Source organism: Paractinoplanes ferrugineus (assembly GCF_016862195.1).
Taxonomy (GTDB): domain Bacteria; phylum Actinomycetota; class Actinomycetes; order Mycobacteriales; family Micromonosporaceae; genus Actinoplanes; species Actinoplanes ferrugineus.
In genome coordinates, this window is record NZ_BOMM01000001.1 from 107,022 (window position 1) to 132,029 (window position 25,008).

At 69.7% G+C, this 25,008-nt stretch carries 20 protein-coding genes; 15 read left to right on the forward strand and 5 right to left on the reverse strand.

Translation table 11 applies throughout. The features are described 5' to 3' along the window. Positions 1-43: 43 nt before the first annotated feature. Positions 44-1,036, forward strand: coding sequence for a glycine betaine ABC transporter substrate-binding protein (locus Afe05nite_RS00480; protein WP_203814890.1), 993 nt, complete (start codon positions 44-46; stop codon positions 1,034-1,036). A gap of 101 nt (positions 1,037-1,137) precedes the next feature. Continuing rightward, positions 1,138-2,724: a hypothetical protein gene (locus Afe05nite_RS00485; RefSeq protein WP_203814891.1), complete on the forward strand. Its 1,587-nt coding sequence runs from the start codon at positions 1,138-1,140 to the stop codon at positions 2,722-2,724. 4 nt (positions 2,725-2,728) lie between these two features. Here Afe05nite_RS00485 and Afe05nite_RS00490 read toward each other — a convergent pair whose 3' ends face one another. Then, complete coding sequence (locus tag Afe05nite_RS00490) at positions 2,729-3,853, reverse strand: NADH-quinone oxidoreductase subunit D (RefSeq protein WP_203815225.1); 1,125 nt, start codon at positions 3,851-3,853, stop codon at positions 2,729-2,731. A 17-nt stretch (positions 3,854-3,870) separates the two neighbouring features. Beyond that, entirely contained in the window at positions 3,871-4,872 is a 1,002-nt protein-coding gene (locus tag Afe05nite_RS00495; protein ID WP_203815226.1) for an SAM-dependent methyltransferase, read from the reverse strand. 114 nt (positions 4,873-4,986) lie between these two features. Here Afe05nite_RS00495 and Afe05nite_RS00500 point away from each other — a divergent pair, with 114 nt between their 5' ends. From Afe05nite_RS00500 to Afe05nite_RS00540, 9 genes are all read left to right on the forward strand, one after another. Then, positions 4,987-5,847: a Rossmann-like and DUF2520 domain-containing protein gene (locus Afe05nite_RS00500; protein WP_203814892.1), complete on the forward strand. Its 861-nt coding sequence runs from the start codon at positions 4,987-4,989 to the stop codon at positions 5,845-5,847. Then, entirely contained in the window at positions 5,844-6,710 is an 867-nt protein-coding gene (gene panC / locus Afe05nite_RS00505; protein ID WP_203814893.1) for a pantoate--beta-alanine ligase, read from the forward strand. The genes Afe05nite_RS00500 and panC overlap by 4 nt, the downstream gene beginning before the upstream one ends. A gap of 110 nt (positions 6,711-6,820) precedes the next feature. After that, entirely contained in the window at positions 6,821-7,732 is a 912-nt protein-coding gene (locus Afe05nite_RS00510) for a septum formation family protein (RefSeq protein ID WP_203814894.1), read from the forward strand. Between the two features lie 61 nt (positions 7,733-7,793). Then, a complete protein-coding gene (locus tag Afe05nite_RS00515) occupies positions 7,794-9,440 on the forward strand; it encodes an L-aspartate oxidase (protein ID WP_203814895.1) in 1,647 nt (548 codons plus the stop codon). Then, positions 9,368-10,282, forward strand: coding sequence for a carboxylating nicotinate-nucleotide diphosphorylase (gene nadC, locus Afe05nite_RS00520; RefSeq protein ID WP_203814896.1), 915 nt, complete (start codon positions 9,368-9,370; stop codon positions 10,280-10,282). The genes Afe05nite_RS00515 and nadC overlap by 73 nt, the downstream gene beginning before the upstream one ends. Then, a complete protein-coding gene (locus Afe05nite_RS00525; RefSeq protein ID WP_203814897.1) occupies positions 10,282-11,043 on the forward strand; it encodes a type III pantothenate kinase in 762 nt (253 codons plus the stop codon). Before nadC ends, Afe05nite_RS00525 begins: the two co-directional genes overlap by 1 nt. A gap of 54 nt (positions 11,044-11,097) precedes the next feature. Beyond that, entirely contained in the window at positions 11,098-12,606 is a 1,509-nt protein-coding gene (lysS, locus tag Afe05nite_RS00530; RefSeq protein ID WP_203814898.1) for a lysine--tRNA ligase, read from the forward strand. 93 nt (positions 12,607-12,699) lie between these two features. Then, entirely contained in the window at positions 12,700-13,056 is a 357-nt protein-coding gene (locus Afe05nite_RS00535; RefSeq protein ID WP_203814899.1) for a histone-like nucleoid-structuring protein Lsr2, read from the forward strand. A 366-nt stretch (positions 13,057-13,422) separates the two neighbouring features. Beyond that, positions 13,423-15,945 (forward strand): ATP-dependent Clp protease ATP-binding subunit, encoded by a 2,523-nt coding sequence (locus tag Afe05nite_RS00540; RefSeq protein WP_203815227.1) that lies wholly within the window; start codon positions 13,423-13,425, stop codon positions 15,943-15,945. 1,112 nt (positions 15,946-17,057) lie between these two features. Here Afe05nite_RS00540 and Afe05nite_RS00545 read toward each other — a convergent pair. Next, positions 17,058-18,464: a family 43 glycosylhydrolase gene (locus tag Afe05nite_RS00545; RefSeq protein WP_203814900.1), complete on the reverse strand. Its 1,407-nt coding sequence runs from the start codon at positions 18,462-18,464 to the stop codon at positions 17,058-17,060. After that, the gene (locus tag Afe05nite_RS00550) at positions 18,464-20,938 is read right to left on the reverse strand and encodes an alpha-L-arabinofuranosidase family protein (RefSeq protein ID WP_203814901.1); all 2,475 of its coding nucleotides are present in this window, start codon (positions 20,936-20,938) and stop codon (positions 18,464-18,466) included. Before Afe05nite_RS00550 ends, Afe05nite_RS00545 begins: the two co-directional genes overlap by 1 nt. Before the next feature lie 206 nt (positions 20,939-21,144). Between Afe05nite_RS00550 and Afe05nite_RS00555 the strand changes: the two genes are divergently transcribed. Then, positions 21,145-22,107: an arabinan endo-1,5-alpha-L-arabinosidase gene (locus Afe05nite_RS00555; protein ID WP_239117448.1), complete on the forward strand. Its 963-nt coding sequence runs from the start codon at positions 21,145-21,147 to the stop codon at positions 22,105-22,107. Here the strand turns inward: Afe05nite_RS00555 and Afe05nite_RS00560 are convergent. Continuing rightward, positions 22,104-23,000 carry an HhH-GPD family protein gene (locus Afe05nite_RS00560; RefSeq protein ID WP_203814903.1) on the reverse strand — a complete coding sequence of 299 codons (897 nt, stop codon included), beginning with the start codon at positions 22,998-23,000 and terminating at the stop codon, positions 22,104-22,106. The two genes, Afe05nite_RS00555 and Afe05nite_RS00560, sit on opposite strands and share 4 nt — an antisense overlap. Positions 23,001-23,021: 21 nt before the next feature. On the opposite strand from Afe05nite_RS00560, the gene Afe05nite_RS00565 reads away from it, so the two are divergent. From Afe05nite_RS00565 to Afe05nite_RS00575, 3 genes are all read left to right on the forward strand, one after another. Then, complete coding sequence (locus Afe05nite_RS00565; protein ID WP_203814904.1) at positions 23,022-23,522, forward strand: glycine cleavage system transcriptional repressor; 501 nt, start codon at positions 23,022-23,024, stop codon at positions 23,520-23,522. Next, the gene (gene def, locus Afe05nite_RS00570) at positions 23,519-24,046 is read left to right on the forward strand and encodes a peptide deformylase (protein ID WP_203814905.1); all 528 of its coding nucleotides are present in this window, start codon (positions 23,519-23,521) and stop codon (positions 24,044-24,046) included. Before Afe05nite_RS00565 ends, def begins: the two co-directional genes overlap by 4 nt. 81 nt (positions 24,047-24,127) lie before the next feature. Then, on the forward strand, positions 24,128-24,934 hold the full coding sequence (locus Afe05nite_RS00575; RefSeq protein WP_203814906.1) for an adhesin: 807 nt from the start codon (positions 24,128-24,130) through the stop codon (positions 24,932-24,934). Positions 24,935-25,008: the final 74 nt, after the last annotated feature.

Genomic DNA, 25,008 nt, shown 5'->3' on the forward strand with positions numbered 1-25,008 from the left:
GGTGTGGCCACCCTGGCCGTGCCGGGACACAGAAGGCGGCAGTATGCGTCCTCACCTGCTCCTGATGGCCGCCGCCACGACGGCCGTCCTCACTCTCACCGCCTGCGGCAGCGCCGGCTCGTCCGGCACCGAGGCACCGCCGTCGTCGGCCGCCGGTGCCGGCTGCGCGCCCGTCGCCGGTGACTCCCTGGTCGTGCTGACCGACGACAAGAAGCTGCAGAACACCGACAACGTCCTCCCGGCGATCAACAAGAAGGCGTCCTCGCCCGAGTTGATCGCCGCCCTCGACAAGGTGTCCGCGGCTCTCGACACGGCCAAGCTCATCGCGCTCAACAAGGCGGTCGACGTCGACCGCAAGTCCTCCAAGGCCGCCGCGCAGGAGTTCGTCACCGCCAACAACGTGACCGCCGGCATCACCAAGGGCAAGGGCGGCAACATCACGGTCGGCGCGGCGAACTTCAGCGAGAGTGCCACGCTCGGCGAGCTCTACGCCCAAGCCCTGACCGCGGCCGGCTACACCGTCAAGGTCCAGCAGATCGGCAACCGTGAGCTCTACGAGCCCGCGCTGGAGAAGGGCGACATCGCGGTCGTCCCGGAATACGCCGCCACCCTCGCCACCTTCCTCCAGGGCAAGGTCGACAAGAACGGGAAAGACCCGTCCTCCAGCGACCTCGACACCACCGTCACCAACCTCAAGGCCCTCGGTGACAAGGTCGGCCTGACCTTCGGTGCCCCGTCGCAGGCGCAGGACCAGAACGCGTTCGCGACCACCAGCGCCTTCGCCGACAAGTACGGCGTGAAGACGCTCTCCGACCTGGCCGCCAAGTGCAACGGCGCGGCGACCGTGCTCGGCGGCCCGGCCGAGTGCCCGCAGCGGCCGAAGTGTCAGCAGGGTCTCGTCGACGTCTACAACTTCCAGGCCGGCAAGTTCTCCAGCCTGGACGCGGGCGGCCCGCTCACCAAGACCGCGCTGAAGACCGCCACGATCAGTGTCGGCCTGGTGTTCAGCTCGGACAGCGCTCTCGCCGCCGGCTGATCCGACCGCGACAGCTACGAGGGGAACGCCGGGTTTCTACCTTTTGAAGCCCGGCGTTCTGCCATTTCGTCTATGGCCCGTTCTCGGTAGCATGGGCGGCCATGCCGGACAGGGACCCCGACGCGGGACACAGCGCACGACTGCTCCGCGGCCTCATCTGGGCGGGCGTGCTGCTCGCCCCCCTGGCCGCGGTCGTTGTGCTGCTCGGTCAAAGCTCCGGCTCGGTGCGTTTCGCCGTGCTGCTGATCGCCGTGAGCGTCGTGCTTGTCGGTTCCGCCGTGCTGATCCGCAGCGATCCGGTGCTCCAGCGCGGCCACGTCGAGGAACGTGTCGCCGAAGAGGTCGAAGCCCTGCGAGTCCAACTGCGAGCCGAGTTCGGCCACGCCGCCCCACCCGCGGCCGCCGGCTTCCTCCCGGACGCGCCACCGGCTCCGGGCTTCTTCCCGGACGCGCCACCGGCTCCGGGCTTCTTCCCGGACGCCCAGCCTGCTCCCGCGGGCTTCTTCCAGGACGCTCCGCCGGCGGCAGACGGCCCGTTCCCGGTCGCCCCGCCCCCGCGCCGCGCCGATCCCGCCGACCAGCGCCGCGCCGACCCGGCCGGTGGCGGCCGCGCAAGCACCCATGCCCCAGCCGCGGCCGTCGCCGCGGTGCGCCCCGCGCCGGGCATGACGAGTGGCGCGCGTCCGGTTGCGCCCCCCGCCGGGCCCGCCGTCCCACGCCAGCGCGGGGCCGCCTCGGTGGCGGTGCCGCCCTCCGCGCCCACTCCGCCGCGCGCCGCGGCCGCAGTCCGCCCCGGCGGCACGTACGGCCGTCCGGAGAGCCTCGACAGCGACTTCGGCGCCAGTGACGGTTACTCCGACGTGGCGGCGGCCCCGAACGGCCCGGGCTACGCCGCTGCGGGTCCGCCCTCGAACGGAGCCGGCCACGCCGCCGGCGGCCCGCCCTCGAATCCTGCCGGCTACGCCGCTGCCGGCCCGCCCTCGAACGGTTCCGGCTACGCCGCCGGTGCGGGCCCGAGTGGTGCCGGCTATGCCGCTGTCGGCGAGGGCCCGAGTGGCAACGTGTATTCCGGCCCGGTCCCGGACGGCGGGGAGTACGGCTACGCCGACCCGTCCGACGGATTCGAAGCGCCCGGCTACTCGACCGAGTACGGCTCGGACGGGGCTTACGGCACCGAGTACGGCTACGCCGGTGCCAACGGCTACGGCCCGGCGGGCGAGGAATACGCGTACGGTCCGCCGGACGCCGGCTATGCCCAGCCGAATCAGGGCTACGCCCAATCGCCCAACGGCTTCGCCCCACCCGGCGCCGGCGATCACGTGCCCGCGAACGTCTACGGCTCCGCCCCGCCGCGGCCGAACGTCTACGGCGGCAACGGCCCCGTCCCGCAGCCGAACGTCTACGGCGGCGGGAACGGCACCGGTTCGGTCCAGCAACCCAACGTGTACGGGAGCGGCTCCGCCGAGCCCACCGTCTACGGCGCGGGCGGCGGCTACGACGAGGATGACGACAGCTACAGCCTGGACGGCGGCTACGACGGGCCGCTTCCGGCCGGCGATCCCAGCTACCGGGCCAAGCGGCATCGCCCCTCCGCCAACGACACCAACATCGGCACGATGGCGGACTTCGCCGAGTACGAGGGCTGGCAGCCCGACGAGCGTTATGTGCAGGACTTCGGCGGGCGCTGAGCGGCTACTTGTCGATGTCGCCGACGACGAAGAACATCGACCCGAGGATGGCGATCAGGTCGGGCACCAGGCAGCCCGGGATCAGCGTGGCCAGGGCCTGCACGTTCGCGTAGGAGGCGGTGCGCAGTTTGAGCCGCCAGGGCGTCTTCTCGCCTCGGGACACCAGGTAGTAGCCGTTGACGCCGAGTGGGTTCTCGGTCCACGCGTAGGTGTGGCCCTCGGGCGCCTTGACCACCTTCGGCAGGCGTACGTTCACCGGCCCGGAGATCCGGTCGACCCGATCCAGGCACTCCTCGGCGAGGTCGAGCGACACGTACGACTGGTCCAGCAGCATCTCGAAGCGGGCGTGACAGTCCCCGCTCGTCTTCGTGACCACGGGAACCGTCAATTGGTCGTACGCCAGGTAGGGCTCGTCCCGGCGCAGGTCGAAATCGAGGCCGGACGCCCGCGCCACCGGCCCGGACGCGCCGTAGGCAGCGGCCTGGGCGGCCGTGAGGACGCCGACTCCGACGGTGCGCGCGAGGAAGATGTCGTTGTTGCGGATCACGTTGTCGAGGTCGGGCAGTCGCTTACGGACCGTGTTGATGGCTTGCCGGGCCCGTTTGGTCCAGCCGGCCGGGACCTCCTCCTTGATGCCACCGACCCGGTTGAACATGTAGTGCATCCGCCCGCCGGTGGCCTCCTCCATCACCGCCTGCAACGTCTCGCGCTCACGGAACGCGTAGAACATCGGGGTGATCGCGCCGATCTCCAGCGGGTAGGAGCCGAGGAACATCAGGTGGTTGAGCACCCGGTTGAGTTCGGCCATGGCCATCCGCAGCCAGACCGCGCGTTCGGGGACCTCGATGCCCATGAGTCGTTCGACGGCGAGCGCGACGCCCAGCTCGTTGGCGAACGCGGACAGCCAGTCGTGTCGGTTGGCGAGCACCAGGATCTGCCGGTAGTCGCGCACCTCGAACAGCTTCTCGGCGCCGCGGTGCATGTAGCCGACGATCGGCTCGCAGGTCACGACCCGCTCACCGTCGAGGGTGAGCTTGAGCCGGAGCACGCCGTGGGTGGACGGGTGCTGCGGTCCGATGTTGAGCACCATGTCCGCCGTGTCGAGGCCGGCGCCGGTCCCGACGGTCATCTCACGCAGCTGGTCCGTCACAGGAGCATGCTCCCACGCGCGTCGATCCCCACCGTGTGCAGCAGCCACCAGTGTCCGCCGAGTCCGGCCGGTTCGATCAGCTCGGCGGCGGCTCCGGCGGCGGCGAGCGCCCGCACGTAACCGGCCGGGTCACTGCGGGCAAGATCAAGTGGTGGCCGGGCGCCGTCGATCCCGAGCGCTTTCAGCGCCTCCCGCTGGGTGCTCATTTGGTACGGGATTCCGGCCGCGACCGCCACCGCGTCCATCGCGACGTGGGCCGTGACGTCGCAACTTCCATCGGGTACGGGTAACACCTGTCGCCCGGCGCGGAAGCCGGTGAGTGTCCCGTGCGTCGGCCGCGCGTCCCGGAAATGTCCGTAGTCGACGGCCAGCGCGCCTCCTCGCCGCACCTGCCCGACCGCGTCCGCCCAGGCCGCGTCCCGGCTCCAGCCGATCTCCGCCCGGCCCGGTCGCGGCCACCAGCGACTGAGCCAGAACAGGTCGGCCGCGTCGGCCGCCCCGCCCAGCGACTCCGCCCCGCTGCCGGGGTCGACCAGAACTTTCCGCAGCCGCCCGTTGTCGTCGACGTCCACCACGTCCAGCGGCACGTTGTCGAGCCACTCGGTGGCGATCAGCAGCCCGACGATGTCCCCCGGAATGTCCCGCCGCCAGCGAATCCCCGGCTCAGCCCGCCCGCCTCCGCCATCGGCCGGAGCTGGGGCGGCCGGGGCCGAGGCGGCCGGGGGTGGGGCCAGCTCGACGGCGGTCAGGCGGGCACGGCTCGCCAGGTCCTCGGGCAGCAATTGGCGCAGCGTGCTCAACAGCTCGCCCCGCCCGGCCCCGACATCGACGATCTCGAACACCGCCGGGTGTCCGAGCGCGGCGTCGAGCCGCGTGACCAGTTTCAGAAGGGCACCCGCGAACAGCGGCGACGCGTGCACACTTGTCCGGAAATGCTGGGACGGACCGGTCGTGCCGCGCGTGAAGAATCCCGCCGGCCCGTACAGCCCGGCGGTCATCGCCGCCCGCCATCCAGTCACACGTGCAGTTGACCACACGTTGTTGTCACGAGCGTGTTACGGGTGCGCATACTGGCGCTCGACCGGTACCCACTTCGAGGACTGGATCCGCACATGAACCGCACCCTCACCGTCGGTGTTATCGGCGCCGGCCGGGTCGGCGCCGTCGTCGGCGCCGCCCTGAACGCGGCCGGCCACCGGGTGGTGGCCGCGGCGGCCGTCTCCGCCGCCTCCCGGGACCGGGCCGCCCGCCTGCTCCCGGACGCCGCGATCCGCCCGGCCCACGAGGTCGCCCGAGCCGCCGACGACCTGCTGCTGCTGGCGGTCCCCGACGACGCGCTGCGCGATGTGGTCGCCGGCCTGGCCAAGACGGGTGCGTTGCGGCCCGGCCAGATCGTGGCGCACACGTCCGGCGCGCATGGCCTGGCCGTTCTGGGCGATGTGCACGGCATGGCCCTGCACCCCGCGATGACGTTCACCGGTGCCGACGCCGACGTGGCCCGGCTCGACGGCATCGCCTGGGGCGTCACCACCCGGGACCGGGCCTTTGCCACCCGGCTGGTCGCCGACCTGGGCGGCATCCCCGAGTGGATCGCCGAGGACAACCGCCCGCTCTACCACGCGGCCCTCGCGCACGGCGCCAATCACCTGGTCACACTGGTCAACGAGGCCGCCGACCTGCTGCGTGCGGCCGGTGTCGAGGACCCCGAGCGGGTGCTCGGCCCGCTGCTACGAGCCGCCCTGGACAACGCGCTGCGCCTCGGCGACGCGGCGCTGACCGGCCCGGTCTCCCGGGGCGACGCCGGCACCGTGGCCAAGCATCTGGACCGGCTGCCGCCCGACGCCGTCGGCACCTACCTGGCGCTGGCCCGCCGGACCGCCGGCCGCGCGGTGGCCGCCGGCCGCTTGCGCCCGCAGGACGCCGCCCAGTTGATGGACGTCCTGTCCCGGGTCGCGGTGGGGAGCGTCGGATGACCTCGGTGATCCACACTCGCGCCGAGCTGGCCGCCGCGGTGGCCGCCGTGCCCGGCGAGGTCGCGGTGGTGATGACCATGGGCGCGCTGCACGAGGGCCACCGCACCCTGATGCGCACCGCCCGCGCCCGCGCGCCGTTCGTGCTGGTCACGATCTTCGTGAACCCGCTGCAGTTCGGTCCGAACGAGGACTTCGAGAAATACCCGCGGACCCTCGACGCCGATGTCGCCGCCTGCGCGGCCGAGGGCGTGGCGGTGGTGTTCGCCCCGTCCCGCGACGAGATGTACCCCGGCGGCGCTCCGCAGATCACCATGGACGCGGGCCCGGTCGGCGGGATTCTCGAGGGCGCGAGCCGGCCCGGTCACTTCGCCGGAATGCTCACGGTCGTGCAGAAGCTCCTGATGCTGACCCGGGCCGACGTGGCGTACTTCGGCGAGAAGGACTACCAGCAGCTGGCCCTGATCCGCCGCCTGGTGCGGGACCTGGAGTTGGCCGTCGACATCGTCGGCGTGCCGACCGTCCGCGAGCCCGACGGCCTGGCCATGTCGAGCCGCAACCGCTACCTGTCGCCGGCCGATCGCTCCGCCGCGCTGGCCCTGTCTCGTGCGCTGCGCCTGGGCGCCGCGTCGACGGACGCGGAATCAGCCCTGGCCACGGCCACCAAAATCTTGGCAGAGGAGCCCGCCGTACGGGTGGACTACCTGGCCCTGACCGCCCCCGACCTGGGCCCGCCGCCGGCCTCCGGCCCGGCTCGACTGCTGGTGGCCGCGCGGGTGGGCGGCACCCGGCTGATCGACAACGTCCCGCTGACTCTCGCGCCATCAGATCGGCTGCCGGATCCCCGGCCCCGGCAACGAGCGTGACCTGCGCCGCGGTGATCGCGGGGCGGGTGTACGTAAACCGGGTTTTCTGGCTTTTGCGGTTTAAAACCGCCTTATGCTCGTGATTCCTAATGAATGGGGGATCGGCGGGCATGCGACACCGGGTGGGCGTCCGGGTGGGGTTTCTGGCTGCCCTCGCGCTGTTGGTGGCGGGGTGTGCGACGCCTGGTGGGGTCGATGGCGATCTGACCAACGGGTGGGGTGCCATGGGGCCGGCCACCGCGTTCGAGCCGTCGGCCGGGACCTGTCATGGGGCCAAGTTCACCGCCGTGGGGGCTCGGGCCACCTATGACGAGCTCGACTGTGCGCTTCGGCATCGCACCGAAACGGTTTATGTCGGCACCTACGAGTCGCCCGCCGCCGATGCCGAATCGCCGCCCGCGGAAGGGTCGGCCGGGGCCGGCGCCGCCTACCAGGTGTGTGACGAGAAGACGACCACCTATCTGGGCGGGACCTGGCGCGCGGCGCGCATCTGGATCGGCGTCACCCATCCCACCCAGGCCGCCTGGACCGGTGGATCGCGGTGGTTCCGCTGCGAGGCCGTCGAACTGAGCTCGGTCGAGGACGACGGAGCGCTTGTCCAGCGGGTCGGCACCTTCCGCAACGCGCTCGCCGACGGGACCTCGGACCTGCTGCTCACCTGCTATGCGGTGGCGCAGGACAGCTCCGGCGCGATCGCCGCCATGCCGGGGGTCGGCTGCGAGGCCAAGCACAACGCCGAGTTCGTGGGCGTGTGGTTCGCCACCGGGCTGCCCTATCCGAAGGACGACGCGACCTGGGCGAAGTTCCACGACGGATGCCGCGGGCTGATCGCGACCTACGCGGGGGTGCCGAATGACGCCGACCTTCAATACCGGACCGGCGTGGTTTCGTTACCCGGCAATACCGACGTATGGGCGCTCGGCGATTCCGGCGTACGCTGCTATCTCTGGCTGGACGGCACCGAGCTCAAAGCGACTCTGAAGGGCAAAGGGGTCAAGAGTCTCCCCATCCAGTACAAGTAATTCCCACCACTGAGCCCGCCCCCGCGGTGGGCTCCAGGCACCGGCGGGGTGTACTGAGCAGATGTCACTTCTCGCCGACCTTCCGGAGCTGCCGCGCCGGCTCGCCGCCCCCGAGCCGGGCTGGAACGAGACCACCGACGTGCTTGTCGTCGGTTCCGGGATCGCGGGGCTGACCGCGGCGCTCCACCTGCGCGAACAGGGCCTGCACGTCACCGTGGTCACCAAGGTGAACATCGACGACGGATCCACCCGCTGGGCCCAGGGCGGCATCGCGGCGGTGCTGGATCCACTGGACACGCCGTCCGCGCACGCCAATGACACCGAGATCGCCGGGGTCGGGCTGTGCGACCCGGCGGCGGTGCGGGTGCTGGTGGAGGAGGGGCCCGCCCGGGTCAAGGAGCTGATGCGGATCGGGGCCGAGTTCGACCGGCACCCGGACGGCTCACTGATGCTGACCCGGGAAGGCGGCCACCGGGCCGACCGGATCGTGCATGCCGGCGGCGATGCGACCGGCGCGGAGGTGCAGCGGGCGCTGCACGAGGCGGTCCGCCGGGACCCCTGGATCCGGCTCGTCGAGCACGCCCTGGTCCTCGACCTGCTGCGCGGTGCCGACGGCCGGGCCTGCGGAATCACCCTGCACGTCCTCGGCGAGGGGGCCGAGGACGGGGTGGGCGCGATCCTGGCCCGGGCGGTCGTGCTGGCCACCGGCGGGATGGGGCAGATCTACTCGTCCACTACCAACCCGTCGGTGTCCACCGGCGACGGGGTGGCGCTCGCCATCCGGGCCGGCGCGGTCGTCACCGACGTGGAGTTCGTGCAGTTCCACCCGACGTCGTTCGTGAGCTCGGCGGTCACCTCGGTGCAGCGGCCGCTGATCTCCGAGGCGCTCCGCGGTGAGGGCGCCCACCTGGTCGACGAGTCCGGCAAGCGGTTCATGGTGGGCCAGCACGAGCTGGCCGAGCTGGCGCCCCGCGACGTCGTGGCCAAGGGCATCCACCGGGTGCTGCTGTCCACCGGTGCCGACCACGTCTACCTGGACGCCCGGCACCTGGGCCGCGAGTTCCTGGAGCACCGCTTCCCGACGATCGTGGCGTCGACCCGGTCGGCTGGGATCGACCCCGCCGTCGACCTCATCCCGGTCGCGCCGGCCGCCCATTACGCCTCCGGCGGGGTGCGCACCGACCTGCACGGACGCACCAGCATCGCGGGCCTCTACGCGTGCGGCGAGGTCGCCTGCACCGGTGTGCACGGCGCCAACCGGCTGGCCAGCAACTCGCTGCTGGAGGGCCTGGTGTTCGCGAAGCGGATCGCCGACGACATCGCCCGGGCGCTGCCGCCGCAGGTCGATCCGATCCCGGCGCCCGCCGGGCCGGCCTGGGTCGTCGACACCGAGATCCGGGCCGAGTTGCAGGGGGCCATGACCCGGGGCGCGGGCGTCCTGCGCTCGGCCGAGTCGCTGGCCGGCACCGTCAAGGAACTGTCCCGGCTGGCCGGCCTGCGCAGCACCCCGCGCAACGCGGCCTGGGAGGCGACGAACCTGCTGACCGTGGCGTCGGCACTGGTGGCGTCGGCGTCGACCCGGCGGGAGACGCGCGGTTGTCACTGGCGCGAGGACTTCCCGGTGGCCGTGGACGAATGGCGCGGTCACCTGCTCGACGGTCTCGGCCGCGACGGCAAGCTCACTCAGACCTTCGAGGAGATGGCGTGACTCTCGACCCTTCCGAGGTGGATCGCATCGTCTTCACCGCGCTCGGTGAAGACCTCGGCGACCCGCCGCGCGACGTGACCAGTGCGGCGACCATCCCGGCGGCCCAGGTCGACACCGCCGAGCTGGTGGCCCGAGCCGACGGCGTGGTGGCCGGCCTCGAGGTGGCGGCCCAGGTCTTCGCGGCCACCTCCGGCGGCACGGCGCGGTTCGAGGCGAAGACCAAGGACGGTGCCCGGGTACGCCGTGGCGACGTGCTCGCGGTGGTCACCGGTCCGACCCGCGCGCTGCTCACCGCGGAACGGACCGCGCTCAACCTGCTGTGCCGGATGTCCGGCGTGGCCACCCACACGCGTAAATGGGCGGACGCGCTCGAGGGCACCAAGGCGACCGTGCTGGACACCCGCAAGACCACCCCGGGGCTGCGGGCGTTGGAGAAGTACGCGGTTCGGGCCGGCGGCGGCACGAACAAGCGGATGGGCCTCTACGACGTGGCCATGATCAAGGACAACCACAAACTCGCGGCCGGCAGCATCACCGCGGCCTACCGCGCCGTGCGTGCCCAGTTCCCCGACGTGCCGGTCCAGGTCGAGGTGACCACGCTGGCCGAGGCCCAGGAAGCGGTCGAGGCGGGCGCCGACTTCCTGCTCTGCGACAACATGTCGCCGGCGCTGCTCCGGGAGGTCGTCGAGGCGGTCGGGGACCGGGTCGAGCTCGAGGCCACCGGAAACCTCACCCTGGAGACCGTCGAGGCGTACGCGGCGACCGGTGTGGACTATCTGTCGGTCGGTGGCCTGACACACTCGTCCCCGATCCTGGACATCGCTCTGGACCTGAGGCCCTGATGCTTCTCTGTATCGATATCGGCAACACCAACACCGTCCTGGCCACGTTCGACGGCGACAAGCTGGTGCACAACTGGCGGATCAAGACCGACGCCCGGTCGACCGCCGACGAGCTGGGCCTGATGTTCCGCGGGCTGCTGGCGGGCGACGCCGTGGAGGTCACCGGGGTGGCCGCCTGCTCCACCGTGCCGGCCGCGCTGCGCAGCCTGCGTACGATGCTGGCCCGCTACTACGCCGACCTGCCCAACGTGGTCGTCGAGCCGGGCGTGAAGACCGGTGTGCAGCTCGCCATCGACAACCCCAAGGAGGTCGGCGCCGACCGGGTGGTCAACACCCTGGCCGCGCACGCCCTCTACGGCGGACCGTCGATCGTGGTCGACTTCGGCACGACCACCAACTTCGACGTGATCAGCGCTAAGGGCGAGTTCCTCGGCGGGGCGTTCGCGCCCGGCATCGAGATCTCCTTCGACGCGCTCGCCGCCCGGGCCGCCCAGCTGCGCAAGGTCGAGCCGGCCAAGCCGCGTTCGGTGATCGGCAAGAACACCGTCGAGTGCCTGCAGAGCGGCATGTACTACGGCTTCGCCGGGCAGGTCGACCGGATCGTCGAGCAGATGACCGAGGAGCTCGGGGGCAGCGTCTCCGCCGTGATCGCCACCGGTGGCCTGGCCTGGCTGGTGAAGGACGAGTGCCGCACGATCACCGCGCACGAGCCGATGATCACCCTGATCGGGCTCCGGATGGTATATGAGCGGAACGTCTGAGCGGCCCTTAGTACGCTTTCTTCGTTTCGAGAGAACCCCACAGAGAGCAGTGCCGTGACCGAGCAGAATGTGCCCGCAACTGACCCCGCCGAGGACCTACCCGAGCAGATGCGGGTCCGCCGGTCGAAGCGGGAGCGGTTGCTCGCCGAGGGGATGCCGCCCTACCCGGTGAACCTGCCCCGCACCACGACTCTCAAGGACCTCCGGGAGAAGTACGCGGAGCTGCCGATCGACCACGCCACCGGCGACAAGGTGGCGGTCACCGGCCGGCTGATCTTCATCCGTAACGGTGGCAAGCTGTGCTTCGCGACCCTTCGCGACGGCGACGGCACCGAGGTGCAGGCCATGCTCTCCCTCGACAAGGTGGGCGAGCCCGCTCTCGCCGACTGGAAGCAACTCGTCGACCTCGGCGACCTGGTGGGCATCGAGGGCGAGGTGATCACCAGCCGGCGCGGCGAGCTGTCCGTGCTGGCCGACTCGTGGGCGATGAGCGCCAAGGCGCTGCGGCCGCTTCCGGTGGCGCACAAGCCGCTCTCCGAGGAGACGCGGATGCGGCAGCGCTATGTCGATCTGATCGTCCGGCCGCAGGCGCGCGATACCGTACGCGCTCGGGCGACCGTCGTGCGGAGCCTTCGGGAGTCGCTGTTCCGGCGCAATTTCCTCGAGGTCGAAACGCCAATGTTGCAGTTGCTGCACGGCGGTGCGACGGCCCGTCCGTTTGTGACGCACAGCAACGCACTCGACACTGATCTCTATCTTCGGATCGCGCCGGAACTATTTTTGAAGCGTGCCGTCGTGGGCGGCATCGAGCGCGTCTTCGAGATCAACCGTAACTTCCGCAATGAGGGTATGGACTCCAGCCACTCTCCCGAGTTCGCCATGCTCGAGGCCTACCAGGCGTACGCCGACTACAACGTGATGCAGCAGCAGGTGCAGGAGTGGATTCAGGAAGCCGCCTTTGCAGTTGCCGGATCACACGTCGTGACCCACTTCGACGGCAGCGAGTTGGATCTCGGTGGGCAGTGGCCCGCGATCACCCTGTTCGGTTCGCTCTCCGACGCACTCGGTGAAGAAGTGACGATCACCACCGATCGCGCGCAACTTGCGGGCTATGCCGAAAAGCACAACCTTTCGGTGGACCCGAAGTGGACCACCGGCAAGCTGGCCGAGGAGCTGTTCGAGCACCTGGTCGTGCCGGGTCTGCAGGCGCCGACATTTGTGCGGGATTATCCTGAAGAGACCGCCCCGCTCACCCGGGCCCACCGGGAAACTCCCGGTCTGACCGAGAAGTGGGATCTGTACGTATCCGGTTTCGAGCTGGCCACCGCGTATTCCGAGTTGGTCGACCCGGTGGTCCAGCGGGAACGGCTTGTCGCCCAGTCGTTGCTGGCGGCCGGCGGTGATCCCGAGGCGATGCAGCTGGACGAGGATTTCCTCCGGGCGATGGAGTACGGAATGCCGCCCACCGGTGGCATGGGAATGGGAATCGACAGGCTGTTGATGGCGCTCACCGGGCTCGGCATTCGGGAAACGATCCTGTTCCCGCTCGTCCGGCCCGAGTAATATTCGACCCGCCATTGACGTATACCGCGGCCCTGGCGTTATTGTCTTGACCGTTGCGGGAGTACGTACCTGTGTTCGGGAGGATTGCGGCGCGTGGCCAAGCAGATCATTCACAAACTGGTCGATGACCTGGACGGCGGCGACGCCGAGGAGACCGTCAAGTTCGCGCTCGACGGCATTCAGTACGAGATCGACCTCTCGGAGAAGAACGCCGCTAAATTGCGGGACGTCTTCGCTCAGTACGTGGGGGCCGGTTCCAAGGTGGCTCGTGGCGGTGTGGTCGTCGGTGGCCGGGCCGCCCGCGGTCGCGGCGGGGCGACCGCCGACCGGGAGCAGAACAAGGCTATTCGGGAGTGGGCCAAGAAGGCCGGCAAGGACATCTCCGACCGGGGTCGGATCCCACAGGAGATCGTGGACGAGTTCCACTCGAAGGGCCCTGGCCGGGCCTAGGTCAGGCGTAGTCTGCGGGGCCCGTCGCGCTCGATGCGCGGCGGGCCCTCGGCTTTTGACCTGATCTTCAGCTTGGGAAAGTAAAGTTATCCACAGATGTGGAGCGGGTTGTCCACAGGCTGTGGACGCGGTTGCCTCGCCGATTTCGCTGTGCGCGTAGTCGTTCGGGTGGGGGAACAGCCGTCCGGCGTGCGAAGTTGGCTAAATCAACGCTGCGGGACAGTTTCGAGGGGCCACGAGGGCCCAGCAAGACCCCCGGGCGGCGATAGAGTAGTTACCGCACGGGCATCACCGATGCCGGTGCTGGCCCGCGAGGGCTTGGGCCCCGCCAGCTATTGGCGCACGGCACGTGAGGAGCACGAGGGCATGTTCGAGCGGTTCACCGACCGAGCGCGACGGGTTGTCGTCCTGGCCCAAGAAGAGGCCCGGATGCTCAACCACAACTACATCGGGACCGAGCACATCCTGCTCGGCCTGATCCACGAAGGCGAGGGCGTCGCCGCCAAGGCTCTGGAGAGTCTCGGCATCTCGCTCGAGGGAGTCCGGCAGCAGGTCGAGGAAATCATCGGCCAGGGTCAGCAGGCGCCGAGCGGGCACATCCCGTTCACGCCCCGGGCGAAGAAGGTGCTGGAGCTGTCGCTGCGCGAGGCGCTGCAGCTCGGCCACAACTACATCGGCACGGAGCACATCCTGCTCGGGCTGATCCGTGAGGGCGAGGGTGTCGCCGCCCAGGTGCTGGTCAAGCTCGGCGCCGACCTCAACCGGGTCCGCCAGCAGGTGATCCAGCTGCTCTCCGGTTACCAGGGCAAGGAGCCGGCCGCGGCCGGTGCGGCAGCCGGCGAGGCAGCGCCCTCGACGAGCCTGGTCCTCGACCAGTTCGGCCGTAACCTGACCCAGGCCGCCCGGGAGGGCAAGCTCGACCCGGTGATCGGCCGGGAAAAGGAAATCGAGCGGGTCATGCAGGTGCTATCGCGCCGCACGAAGAACAATCCGGTGCTCATCGGCGAGCCCGGCGTCGGCAAGACCGCCGTCGTCGAGGGCCTGTCCCAGTCGATCGTCAAGGGCGAGGTGCCCGAGACGCTCAAGGACAAGCAGCTCTACACGCTCGACCTCGGTGCCCTGGTCGCCGGCTCCCGTTACCGCGGTGACTTCGAGGAGCGCCTGAAGAAGGTGCTCAAGGAGATCCGCACCCGGGGCGACATCATCCTGTTCATCGACGAGATCCACACCCTGGTGGGTGCGGGTGCCGCCGAGGGCGCGATCGACGCCGCGAGCATCCTCAAGCCGATGCTGGCCCGTGGTGAGCTGCAGACCATCGGTGCCACGACCCTGGACGAATACCGCAAGCACCTGGAGAAGGACGCCGCTCTCGAGCGCCGGTTCCAGCCCATCCAGGTCGGTGAGCCGTCCCTGGCCCACACCATCGAGATCCTCAAGGGTCTGCGTGACCGTTACGAGGCCCACCACCGCATCAGCATCACCGATGCCGCGCTGGTGGCCGCCGCGACGCTGGCCGACCGCTACATCTCGGACCGCTTCCTGCCGGACAAGGCGATCGACCTGATCGACGAGGCCGGCGCGCGGATGCGCATCCGCCGGATGACCGCGCCGCCAGACCTGCGCGACTTCGACGAGCGCATCGCTCAGGTGCGCCGCGACAAGGAGTCGGCGATCGACGCGCAGGACTTCGAACGCGCCGCCCAGCTTCGCGACAACGAGAAGCAGCTGCTCACCAAGAAGGCGCAGCGGGAGAAGGAGTGGAAGGCGGGCGACCTCGACGTCGTGTCCGAGGTCGACGACGAACAGATCGCCGAGGTTCTGGGCAACTGGACCGGCATCCCGGTCTACAAGCTCACCGAGGAGGAGACTTCCCGGCTGCTGCGCATGGAAGATGAGCTGCACAAGCGGGTCATCGGCCAGGAGGACGCGGTCAGGGCCGTCTCCAAGGCGATCCGGCGCACCCGGGCCGGCCTGAAGGACCCGAAGCGCCCGTCCGGCTCGTTCATCTTCGCCGGCCCGTCCGGTGTCGGTAAGACCGAGCTGTCCAAGGCGCTCGCCGAGTTCCTGTTCGGTTCGGAAGACGCTCTGATCCAGCTGGACATGTCCGAGTTCCACGACCGCTACACGGTGTCCCGCCTCGTCGGTGCCCCTCCCGGTTACGTGGGTTACGACGAGGGCGGCCAGCTCACCGAGAAGGTGCGCCGCAAGCCGTTCAGTGTGGTCCTGTTCGACGAGATCGAGAAGGCCCACCCGGACGTCTTCAACACGCTCCTGCAGATCCTGGAGGACGGCCGGCTGACCGACGGTCAGGGCCGGATCGTGGACTTCAAGAACACGGTCATCATCCTGACCACCAACCTCGGCACGCGTGACGTGGCCAAGGCGGTCTCGCTGGGCTTCCAGGCCTCCGAGGACACCGAGAGCAACTACGACCGGATGAAGGTCAAGGTCAACGACGAGCTGAAGCAGCACTTCCGCCCGGAGTTCCTGAACCGCATCGACGACACGATCGTCTTCCACCAGCTTCGGCAGGAGGAGATCCTTCAGATCGTCGACATCTTCACCGCGCGTATCGAGGGCCAGCTCCGGAACAAGGACATGGGCCTCGAGCTGACCGACAACGCGAAGAAGTACCTGGCGAAGAAGGGCTTCGACCCGGTGCTGGGCGCCCGGCCGCTGCGCCGCACGATCCAGCGTGACCTCGAGGACACCCTGTCCGAGCAGATCCTCTTCAACGAGCTGCGCCCCGGCCAGATCGTGGTCGTGGACTGCGAGGGTGACCCGGAAAACGTCGAGAAGTCCAAGCTGGTCTTCCGCGGCGCCGACCGGGGTGACACGGTGCCGGACGCGGTTCCGGCCGACCTGGGTGCCACCGCAACCGAAGAGTAAGCACGACACAGAGAACGGCCCGGCATAGCTGCCGGGCCGTTTTTCTGTGGGTCGTCAAGGAGCAGAGTGGTAGCTCTCTTGGCCGGGTTGAGCAGGCATAGCGCGGGTTCGGGGAGCACCGGCTAGCTGTCGCGAGCAGGACCGTTGTTGACGCGGCTGCTGGGTGGCCGGCTTTCGCGCCCGCCGTGGCCGCGGCGGTAGGCCAGAGCCTTGTCGGTCGTAACGCGTTGGACGGCCGGGATGCCGAGGGCGGCGAAGTGTTCGGCGGCGCCGGCGCGACGCGGGCTCGGCGGCGTTCGAGGCTGTCACGGCCGTGGACTCGCCGGCCGCCGCCATCGCGCCGCCGAGCGACCTTTCCTGACATCGAGGTGCGGCAGGTCGCCGGGCCGGTCGCGTTCGTAGCGGCGGATCCGCTGGCCGGCGGGCGGCGGATCAGCTGGGCGGCTGGGCGGTGGGTGGTCGAAACCGACCAGGCGGTGCGGGCCGTGTGGGGTCAGCACGGCGTGCGGCGGAGGCTGGCATGGTCAGCTGCGCGGCGGGGCATCGGGGTCCGCGTTTGAGTCGGGGCGCAGGGCACCGGGTCGCTCGGGATATGCCGAGGTCTTTGACGACGTGTGCGACCGCGGGCCGACGGTGGGCGATGGAGACCTCCGCTCGATTGGGGAGCTTCGCAACTTCCACCTCGCCGGAGGTCTTCTCATTGATCAGCCACGCGCCAGGCGCTCCCTGCGGCGGTGGCGGGTGGCGCTGCGCCGGCGGGGGTCCGGCCCGAGCAGGGCGCAAGTCCGGATGAGCTGGGCGTTGCCGTGCCCGCGCGGGCAGGGCGGCGTGGCTTCCCGCGCGGGCAGGGCGGCGTGGCTTCCCGCGCGGGCAGGGCGGGGCGGCTTCCCGCGCGGACAGGGCGGGGCGGTTGGCGGCGGCTCTGTGCAAGGTCGAGTGAGGCCGGAGGCTGATCTCCGGTCGGCGTTGCGGGAACTAGCGGATGTTCAGGGGCCGGCGAGGGAATCGACAGCGGCTGCGGCGTGGAAGCCATGACCGCCGGTGGTTCTCCCGGCCGCAGCCGATAAATCCCGTCGAGACCCGTCAAGCGGGCCGGGAGAACCTCCATACGGTCAGGACAGGCGGAAGACCGTTCCGGCCGGCGCGACGGAGATCGCCCCGCCGCTGCGCCGCAGATAGCCGCCACCGGCCACGGCGATCTTGACGCCGTTTCGGACGCGCTCGCGGCGGAACCCGGTCGGGGCCGCGTCGAGGCGGACGACGCCGCTGTCCACGTGCAGGAACCGCGCCGGGTGCGCCACCGAGCGGATCACCTCGGTGCCGTCCGGTCGGGCCTCGAAGCGGAACTGGGTGGCGGCCAGGTCACGAGGCGCCCGCTCGATGAGGATGAGGCCGTCGTCGGTGTGCCGGACGAAGTCGGTCGGCCGGTCCGCGGCGGAGACCCGGACGATCGGGCCGCCGTCGCCGACCGGGATGCCGAACAGCGGCGTGCCGTCCGGATGCCAGTACAGCTTCTGCACCCGGGTGTGCCGGTTGGGGTCGTAGAGCGGGTCGCCGGTGATGTCGCGGTAGTCGCGGGCGTGGTAGACCAGCACATCGGTCACCCCGTCCTCGGCCACCGTGAACGAGTTGTGCCCTGGACCGAAACGGGAAGTCTCGGCGTCGGTCTCGAAGATCGGGTCGGGGGTCTTCACCCATGAGTCCCGGTCCAGCAGGTCGGCGTCCGCGTCCGCGGTGAGCAGGCCCATGCAGTAGCGGGCGTCGGTGGCGCTGGCCGAGAAGGTCAGGAACACCCGCCCGTTGCGGATGAGCACGGCCGGCCCCTCGTTGACCTTGTAGCCCAGGATCTCCCAGCTCCGGGTCGGGGTGGTGATCCGGGTCGGCTTGGTCGCCAAGGTCCAGGGGTTGGCCATTCGCGCGATGTAGAGGCTCGTGTTGACCGCGATCTCCGGCTCGCTCTGCGCCCACACCAGGTAGCGGCGGCCGCGGTGCGAGAACGTGGTGGAGTCGAGGGTGAAGCCGTCCCACTCGGTGAGCACCTGGCCCTTCAGCGTCCAGCCGCTCGGGTCGGTCGGGTCCGCCTTGGTCGACTCCAGCACGTACGTGCGGATGCGGAACACGTCGTCCGAGTCGCCGGCCGCGAAGTAGATGTACCAGCGGCCGTCGATGCGATGCAGCTCCGGCGCCCAGATGTGGCCGGCCATCTTGCCGGTGGCCGGGCGCCGCCAGATCACTGTCTCGGTGGCCGCGGTCAGGCCGGCGAGCGTGGCCGCGCCGCGCACCACGAGCCGGTCATATTCGGGGACCGAGGCGGTGAAGTAGTACATCCCGTCGGTGCGCGGGGTGATGAACGGGTCGGCCCGCTGACTGATCAACGGCTGGACGGTGGGGACACCGTAGATCTCGGCGTCGGTCCGGGGGATGGCGGCCTCGGCCGGGCCGGCGGTGGAGAGGCCGGCTATCCCGGCGCCGGCGGCGACTCCCAGGGAGCTCCGCAGCAACGTGCGTCGGCTGATCATCAGCGCTCCTTGATTCGCAGGAAGGTGACCGAGCTGGCCGGCAACGTGCGGGTGAAGGTTGCCCCGATGCCGGAGACGGTGCTGGTCACGGGCTGGATCGGTTCGGCCGAGCGGGTGTTCTGCTCGCCCGGGTCACCGGCCAGGACGGTCATCCGGGCGGTGCGGGCCACCTTCAGTCCACCCAGGTCGATCTTGGTGACGGCCGGTTTGTCCTGCGCGTTGACCACCTTGACGATCAGTTCGCCGGTGCCGGTGTCCCGCGTGACGACCTGCGCGAACGGCTCCGAGACGTGGTTGTCGTCGAAGCTGCCCCACTCGACGCCGTCCTTGAGCAGGGTGACCTTTGTGCCGCGTACCGAAATCTTGAGGTCGTAGGTCCGGCCCGTCACCACCGTGTCGGGCTTGGTGAGGATCTGCTCCTTGGCGTCGGCGGAGCCGGCGGCCTTCTCGACCGCGCCCTGGGTGTTGTTCCAGCCGCCCAGGTTCCACCAGTACCAGGTGTCGGAGTTCTTGATCCCGAACGGGATGAGGAAGCCCTCGGCACCGGCCGTCTTGGTGGCCTTCAGCGTGATGTCGTAGTCGGTGGCGGTGATGTTCGTGGCCGCCGCGATCATGGTGTTGTTGGCCGCGGTGTCCGACTGCACGTAGGCGCCGTCCCGCACCGACCAGTTGCCGCGGTTGGACAGCGTGGACCAGCCGTCCGCGTTCCCGTCGTCGAAGTCGTCGGAATACAGCACGGCGCCGTCCGTCCCGGTGACCTTGACGTCGTCGTATTTCGCGGCGGTGGCCCAGGTGGACAGGCCGACCCGGCCGGTGATCGGCTGCGGCCGCACGACCCCGCCGCCGCTTGTGGTGCTCGGCACCACCCGGTCACCGACGTTGTTCATGAACAGCTTCTGCGTCTGGTAGCTGGTCGAGCCCCACGACTCGTCGTTGTCGAACCAGATCAGGTCCGGTCGCCACTGCGCGTTGTCGATGTCGGCGAGCAACGGCGCGTAGGACGCCATCTTCACCACATCGGCGTTGCGTTCCAGCCCGGTCATGTAGGCGGCCTCGGCCAGCGAGTTCTGGAACTTCGCGTCCAGCGAGGCGTACTCGCCGAGGAAGACCTTCGGGCCACGGCGATCGTACGAGTCGTAGCGCCCGTTGTTCTGCAGGAACCAGGACGGGCTGTTGTAGTAGTGCTCGTCGACCATGTCGCTGCCGGCCGCCTTGTTCTTGGCCCACAGGTTGTCGAACGTGGCCCCGGCGTCGTCCGGCCCGGAATTGCTGATCACCGTGAGGTTCGGGTACTTCGCCTTGATCGCGTCCCGGAATCGCAGGAAGTTCGCGAAGTACTCGTCCGGCAGGTTCTCCTCGTTGCCGATCGCCACCTGGGACAGTCCGAACGGTTTCGGGTGACCCATCTGGGCGCGAACCTTGCCCCACGTCGAGCTGACCGGGCCGTTCGCGAACTCGATCAGGTCGAGGGTGTCCTGCAGGTATTTCTGGAGGAGTTCGGGGTCGTTGGTCGCCCGGTTCTGCCCGCAGCCGGTGACCAGGGCCGGCAGCACCGGGAGCGGCTTGGCCCCGATGTCCTCGGCGAACTGGAAGTATTCGTAGTAGCCGAGTCCGTAGCTCTGGTTGTAGCCCCAGAAGTTGGCGTTGGTGGCCCGCGTCTCGACCGGCCCGACCGTGTCCTTCCACTGGTAGGAGCGGGCGCGCGGGTAGTTGTCGGCGGCGTCGTAGGAGTACATGCTGCCGGTGTTGACCAGGCAGCCGCCGGGGAAGCGGACGAAGCCGGGCTTGAGCGCCGCGATCTTCTCGGCCAGGTCCTTACGCAGGCCGTGGCCCCTGTAGGTGTTCCGGGGCAGAAGCGAGACCATGTCCAGTCTGGACGACTTGTCGGTTCCGATGGTGAGCCGGCCGGTGTTCGTGGTGGCCGTCGCCCGCAGCGTGCCGGTGTATTTGGTCCAGGCATCGGTAGTGATGGACTTGGTGAGCGTGGCGCCGTCCAGGCCCACTGTCAGTTTCGCGCCGGCGTCCGCACGGGCCCAAACCGAAAAATCGTAAATCTGCCCTTTTTGTACGGCGTAGCCGGTGCCGTAGCCCCCGTTCGTCAACGACGCCCCACCGGTGATCCGCAGGTACGTGCGGTTGCGGTCGTTGAGCCGCGCGTCGTCGTCGGTGGTGGCCGCGGTCCCGGCGGTGACCGTCCAGCCGGTCAGGCCGTTGAACGAGCTGTTGTCGGCCGGCCGGAACTCGAATGAGCGGTTGCGCACCAGTTCGGCATAGAGCCCGCCGTCGGCCGCGTAGTTGATGTCCTCGAAGAAGACGCCGTACATCGAGTCGTCGATGGCGGCGCCGTTGGCGGAAGGTGTCAAGGTGATCGTGTAGTCCGGGTCCGTGGCCGCGGCAGCCGGGGGTGCCACCGCGAGCGGCAGGGCGGTCAGGGCGACGGCCGTGCCGGCGATCCTGGTTCGAAGTCGGGGCATGGACTTCAGTCCTCCGGGATATCGATGTGCACGTCAACATCGTGCGGTCATATCGGGGAGCGGGCGAGGTGCAGTTCGTGCGAATTTTTGCTGATGAAAGCCGTCTTAAGCCTCACCCAAGCGCTTGACGTTCATCTATGTGAACGTTCACTCTAGCCGTAACACCCCGGAAATGTCAGCGGCGCGTAGGGAGTCTTATGACGATCATGAAGAAGGCACTCATCGCACTTACCGCCCTGGTGGCGGCGGGCGCGACGGCGGTCGGAGTCGGGAGCGCCGAGGCGGCTACCTACCCCAACCCGGGGCGGGTGACCGGCAGCACGAACGTGCACGATCCGGGCATAGTCAAAAAGCCCGACGGCACCTACCTGATCGCGCACACCGGCAACAACATCATCCTGAAGACCTCGAGTGACCGGACCGCCGTCAAGGACGCCGGGGTGGCCTTCCCGGGCGGGGCGCCCTGGACGACGTCATACACCGCGGGAAGTGCGAACCTGTGGGCGCCGGACATCTCGTACCGCAACGGCAAGTACTTCATGTACTACTCGGCGTCCACCTTCGGGTCCAACCACTCCGGGATCTTCCTGGCCACCAGCTCGACCGGCGCCGCCGGCAGCTGGAGCAACCAGGGGTTGGTCCTCGAGTCGACGACCAGCAGCAACTTCAATGCGATCGACCCCAACCTCTACGTCGACCCGGCCGGCAACTGGTGGCTCAGCTTCGGCTCGTTCTGGACCGGGATCAAGCAGGTGCAGCTGAACGCGTCCACCGGCAAGCGGCTGGACGGGACGATCCGGTCCCTCGCCGGCCGGGGTGGTGGCGCGATCGAGGCGCCGTTCCTGTTCCGGCACGGGTCGTACTACTACCTGTTCGTCTCCTTCGACCAGTGCTGCAAGGGGGCGTCCAGCACGTACCGGATCATGGTCGGCCGGTCGACGAGCGTGACCGGGCCGTTCGTCGACAAGAACGGCACCGCCATGACCAACAGCGGGGGCAGCGAGATCCTGGCCGGGCACGGCAGCATCCACGGACCCGGCGGGCAGTCCGTCTACTCCGACGCCGACGCCGACGTGCTCGTCTACCACTACTACGCCGACAACGGCACGGCCAAGCTCGGTATCAACCTTCTCGGCTACGACTCGAGCGGATGGCCGTACGTCTATTAGAGGTTCTGCGGCTTCGGCAGTTGGGCGTCGCCGGCGAGCACGAAGTCGTCGGCGCCCAGCGGCTCCACCAGGCCGTCCTCGACCAGGCCGGCCAGGGCGCGAGCCCGCTGCACCTCGTCGGACCACACGACGTCGAGGCGCTGCCGCGGCACCGGGCCGCTGGCGTGCCGCAACACCTCGAGCAGCAGGCCACGCACCTGCCGGTCGGTGCCCGCATAGCGCTGCGGCTTGCGGCTCGGCCCGGCCGGCAGCTCCGCACCGGTCGCCCGCCACGCGCAGACCGCCTCGAACGGGCAGATCGGGCAGCGCGGGGCCCGAGCCGTGCAGACGATCGCGCCCAGCTCCATGAACGCGATGCTGGCCCGCGCCGCCCGCGTCTCGTCCTCGGGCAGCAACTCCTCCATCGCGACGAGATCGGCAGCGGTCGTCGCCGGCCCCGCGTCCGGTTTGCCCTCCACGGCCCGTGACACCACCCGCCGTACGTTCGTGTCGACCACCGGATGCCGCTGGCCGTACGCGAAGGTCGCCACCGCCCGCCCGGTGTAGGTGCCGACACCGGGCAGGGCCAGCAGTTGATCGAGATCGTCCGGCACCACCCCGCCGTGTCGCTCCACCATCGCGACCGCGCAGGCATGCAGGCGCATCGCACGCCGGGGATAGCCGAGGCGGCCCCACATGCGGATCGCTTCCGACGGCGGGTCGGCGGCCAGGGCGGCGGGGGTGGGCCAGCGGGTCATCCAGGAACGCCAGGCGGGCTCCACCCGAACGACGGGGGTCTGCTGCAGCATCACTTCACTGACCAGCACCCCCCACGCGCTCGTGTCGGGCTGCCGCCAGGGGAGATCGCGGGCATTCTGGTCGTACCACGTGATGGCGTCGTCAGCGAGAGTCATGGCAGGACTTACTGTAGGCGGGTGCCCGAGCTTGCCATCACCGTCATCGGCCCCGACCGCACCGGAATCGTCGCCGACGTGGCCGAAGCCCTCGCCGAAGTCGGCGCCAACCTCACCGACTCCACCATGACCCGGCTTCGCGGCCACTTCGCGATGACCCTCATCTGCACCCTCGCGGAGCCGTCCGCCGCCGAGGCCGCCCTGAAATCACTCACCGGGGTGACCACGACGGTGCGTGAGGTGTCGCCCTCATCAGTCGACGAGAGCGGCGAGTCCTGGGTGGTCAGCGTGCACGGCGCCGACCGCCTGGGCATTGTCGCCGCGGTCACCCGGGTGGTGGCGGCGTCCAAGGGCAACATCACCGATTTGAGTACGCGCTTGGCCGGCACCCTCTACGTACTCATCGCGGAAGTCGACCTTCCCGCCGGAGCCGGCGACGAATTGGCCGAACGTCTGGCCGTGGCCGCCTCCGAACTGGGCGTCGAGGTGACGCTGCGGCGCGCCGATTCGGAGATCCTGTGAACTTTCCGGAGTTGCCGGAAGGTCGCGTGCTTCCGGTCGTGACCGCGCCCGCCACCGTCCTCAGCACCGTCGGCGAGGAAGTGGACCCGACCTCGCCCGAGGTCGCCCAACTCGCGGCCGACCTGATCGCCACCATGCAGGTCTCGCCCGGCTGCGTCGGTCTCGCCGCCCCCCAGGTCGGCGTCGGCCTCCAGGTGTTCTGCGTGAACGTCGTCGACCACCCGAAAGCCGCCACCGTGCACGGCACGTTCGCCCTCTGCAACGCGAAGATCATCGAGGCGTCCCGCTGGAAGGCCGGCCGCGAGGGGTGCATGTCCGTTCCCGACCTGACCGGGGACGTGAAGCGAGCCGCCCGGGTCGTCGTCGAAGCCGTGCTGCCGGGCTCCGGTGAGGCCGTCACGATCACCACCGACGCCTTCGAGGCCCGCGCCCTCCAGCACGAGATCGACCACTGCACGGGCAAACTTTTCCTCGACCGGGTCGCCGGGGCACACGCCATATATCAGCGCAAGGTCTATCTCTAACGAGCGTTATCCGAGTACGTGTCGCATAACCGGCGCGTCGTCCCCGTGCCGTAGGCCGTCCGGGTCTACGGTTGCCCCATCATGCGAACGACGGTTGGTTCCCTTCCTCCCGCCGTCTACTGGCGGCGTCGTGCGGTCGTGCTGGGTGCTGTGCTGCTCGGCATCATCGTGCTGTTCGTTTCCTGCTCCGGCGGCGACAAGGACGACCAGCGCGGCAAAGGCGCGCCCCCGTCGTCCCAGTTGCCCACCCCGGCCCCCGAGGACACGACGCCCTCCCCGGGGCCGTCCTTCCTGGACGGTGTGCCCGGCGGTAACGGCCCGTCGCTGCCCGCCTTGGGCGACCTGGAGTCCAAGTCCCCGGGCGGAACCGGCACTGGCACTGGCACCGGAACCGGAACCGGGACTGGAACCGGCACTGGCAATGGAACCGGCACTGGCAATGGGACCGGTACCGGCACCGGTCAGAACACCAACGTCACCGCCCCCGCCGACGGTTCCTGCGCCGACTCGGAGATCGCCCTGGTCGCCGCGGCCGCTCCGGCCACCTTCAAGCGTGGCACCACGGTCCAGTTCAGCCTGACCGTCAAGAACACCAGCACCCGGGCCTGCGGCCGCGACGTCGGCCCCGACCCGCAGGAGCTCTACATCGACCAGGGCGCGTTCCAGTACTGGTCGTCGGACAAGTGCAGCAACACCAAGGGTGGCGACGTACGATCGTTCGCCCCGGGCGAGGTCCGCGTCTACAAAGTCACCTGGAACGGCCGCCAGTCGAACATCTGCGAGGGCAATGCCCCCGCCGGCCCCACCCCGCCCCAGGGCCAGTTCCAACTGCGCGCCCGTCTCGGCACCCTCCGCAGCGAACCGGTGACGCTCACCATCCAGCCCTGAGCCCTCCGTCGGCACACCGCGCCCGCCCGGGGGATCACACCTGGGCGGCCGTCCCCAGCACGCGGGCCGAGGGA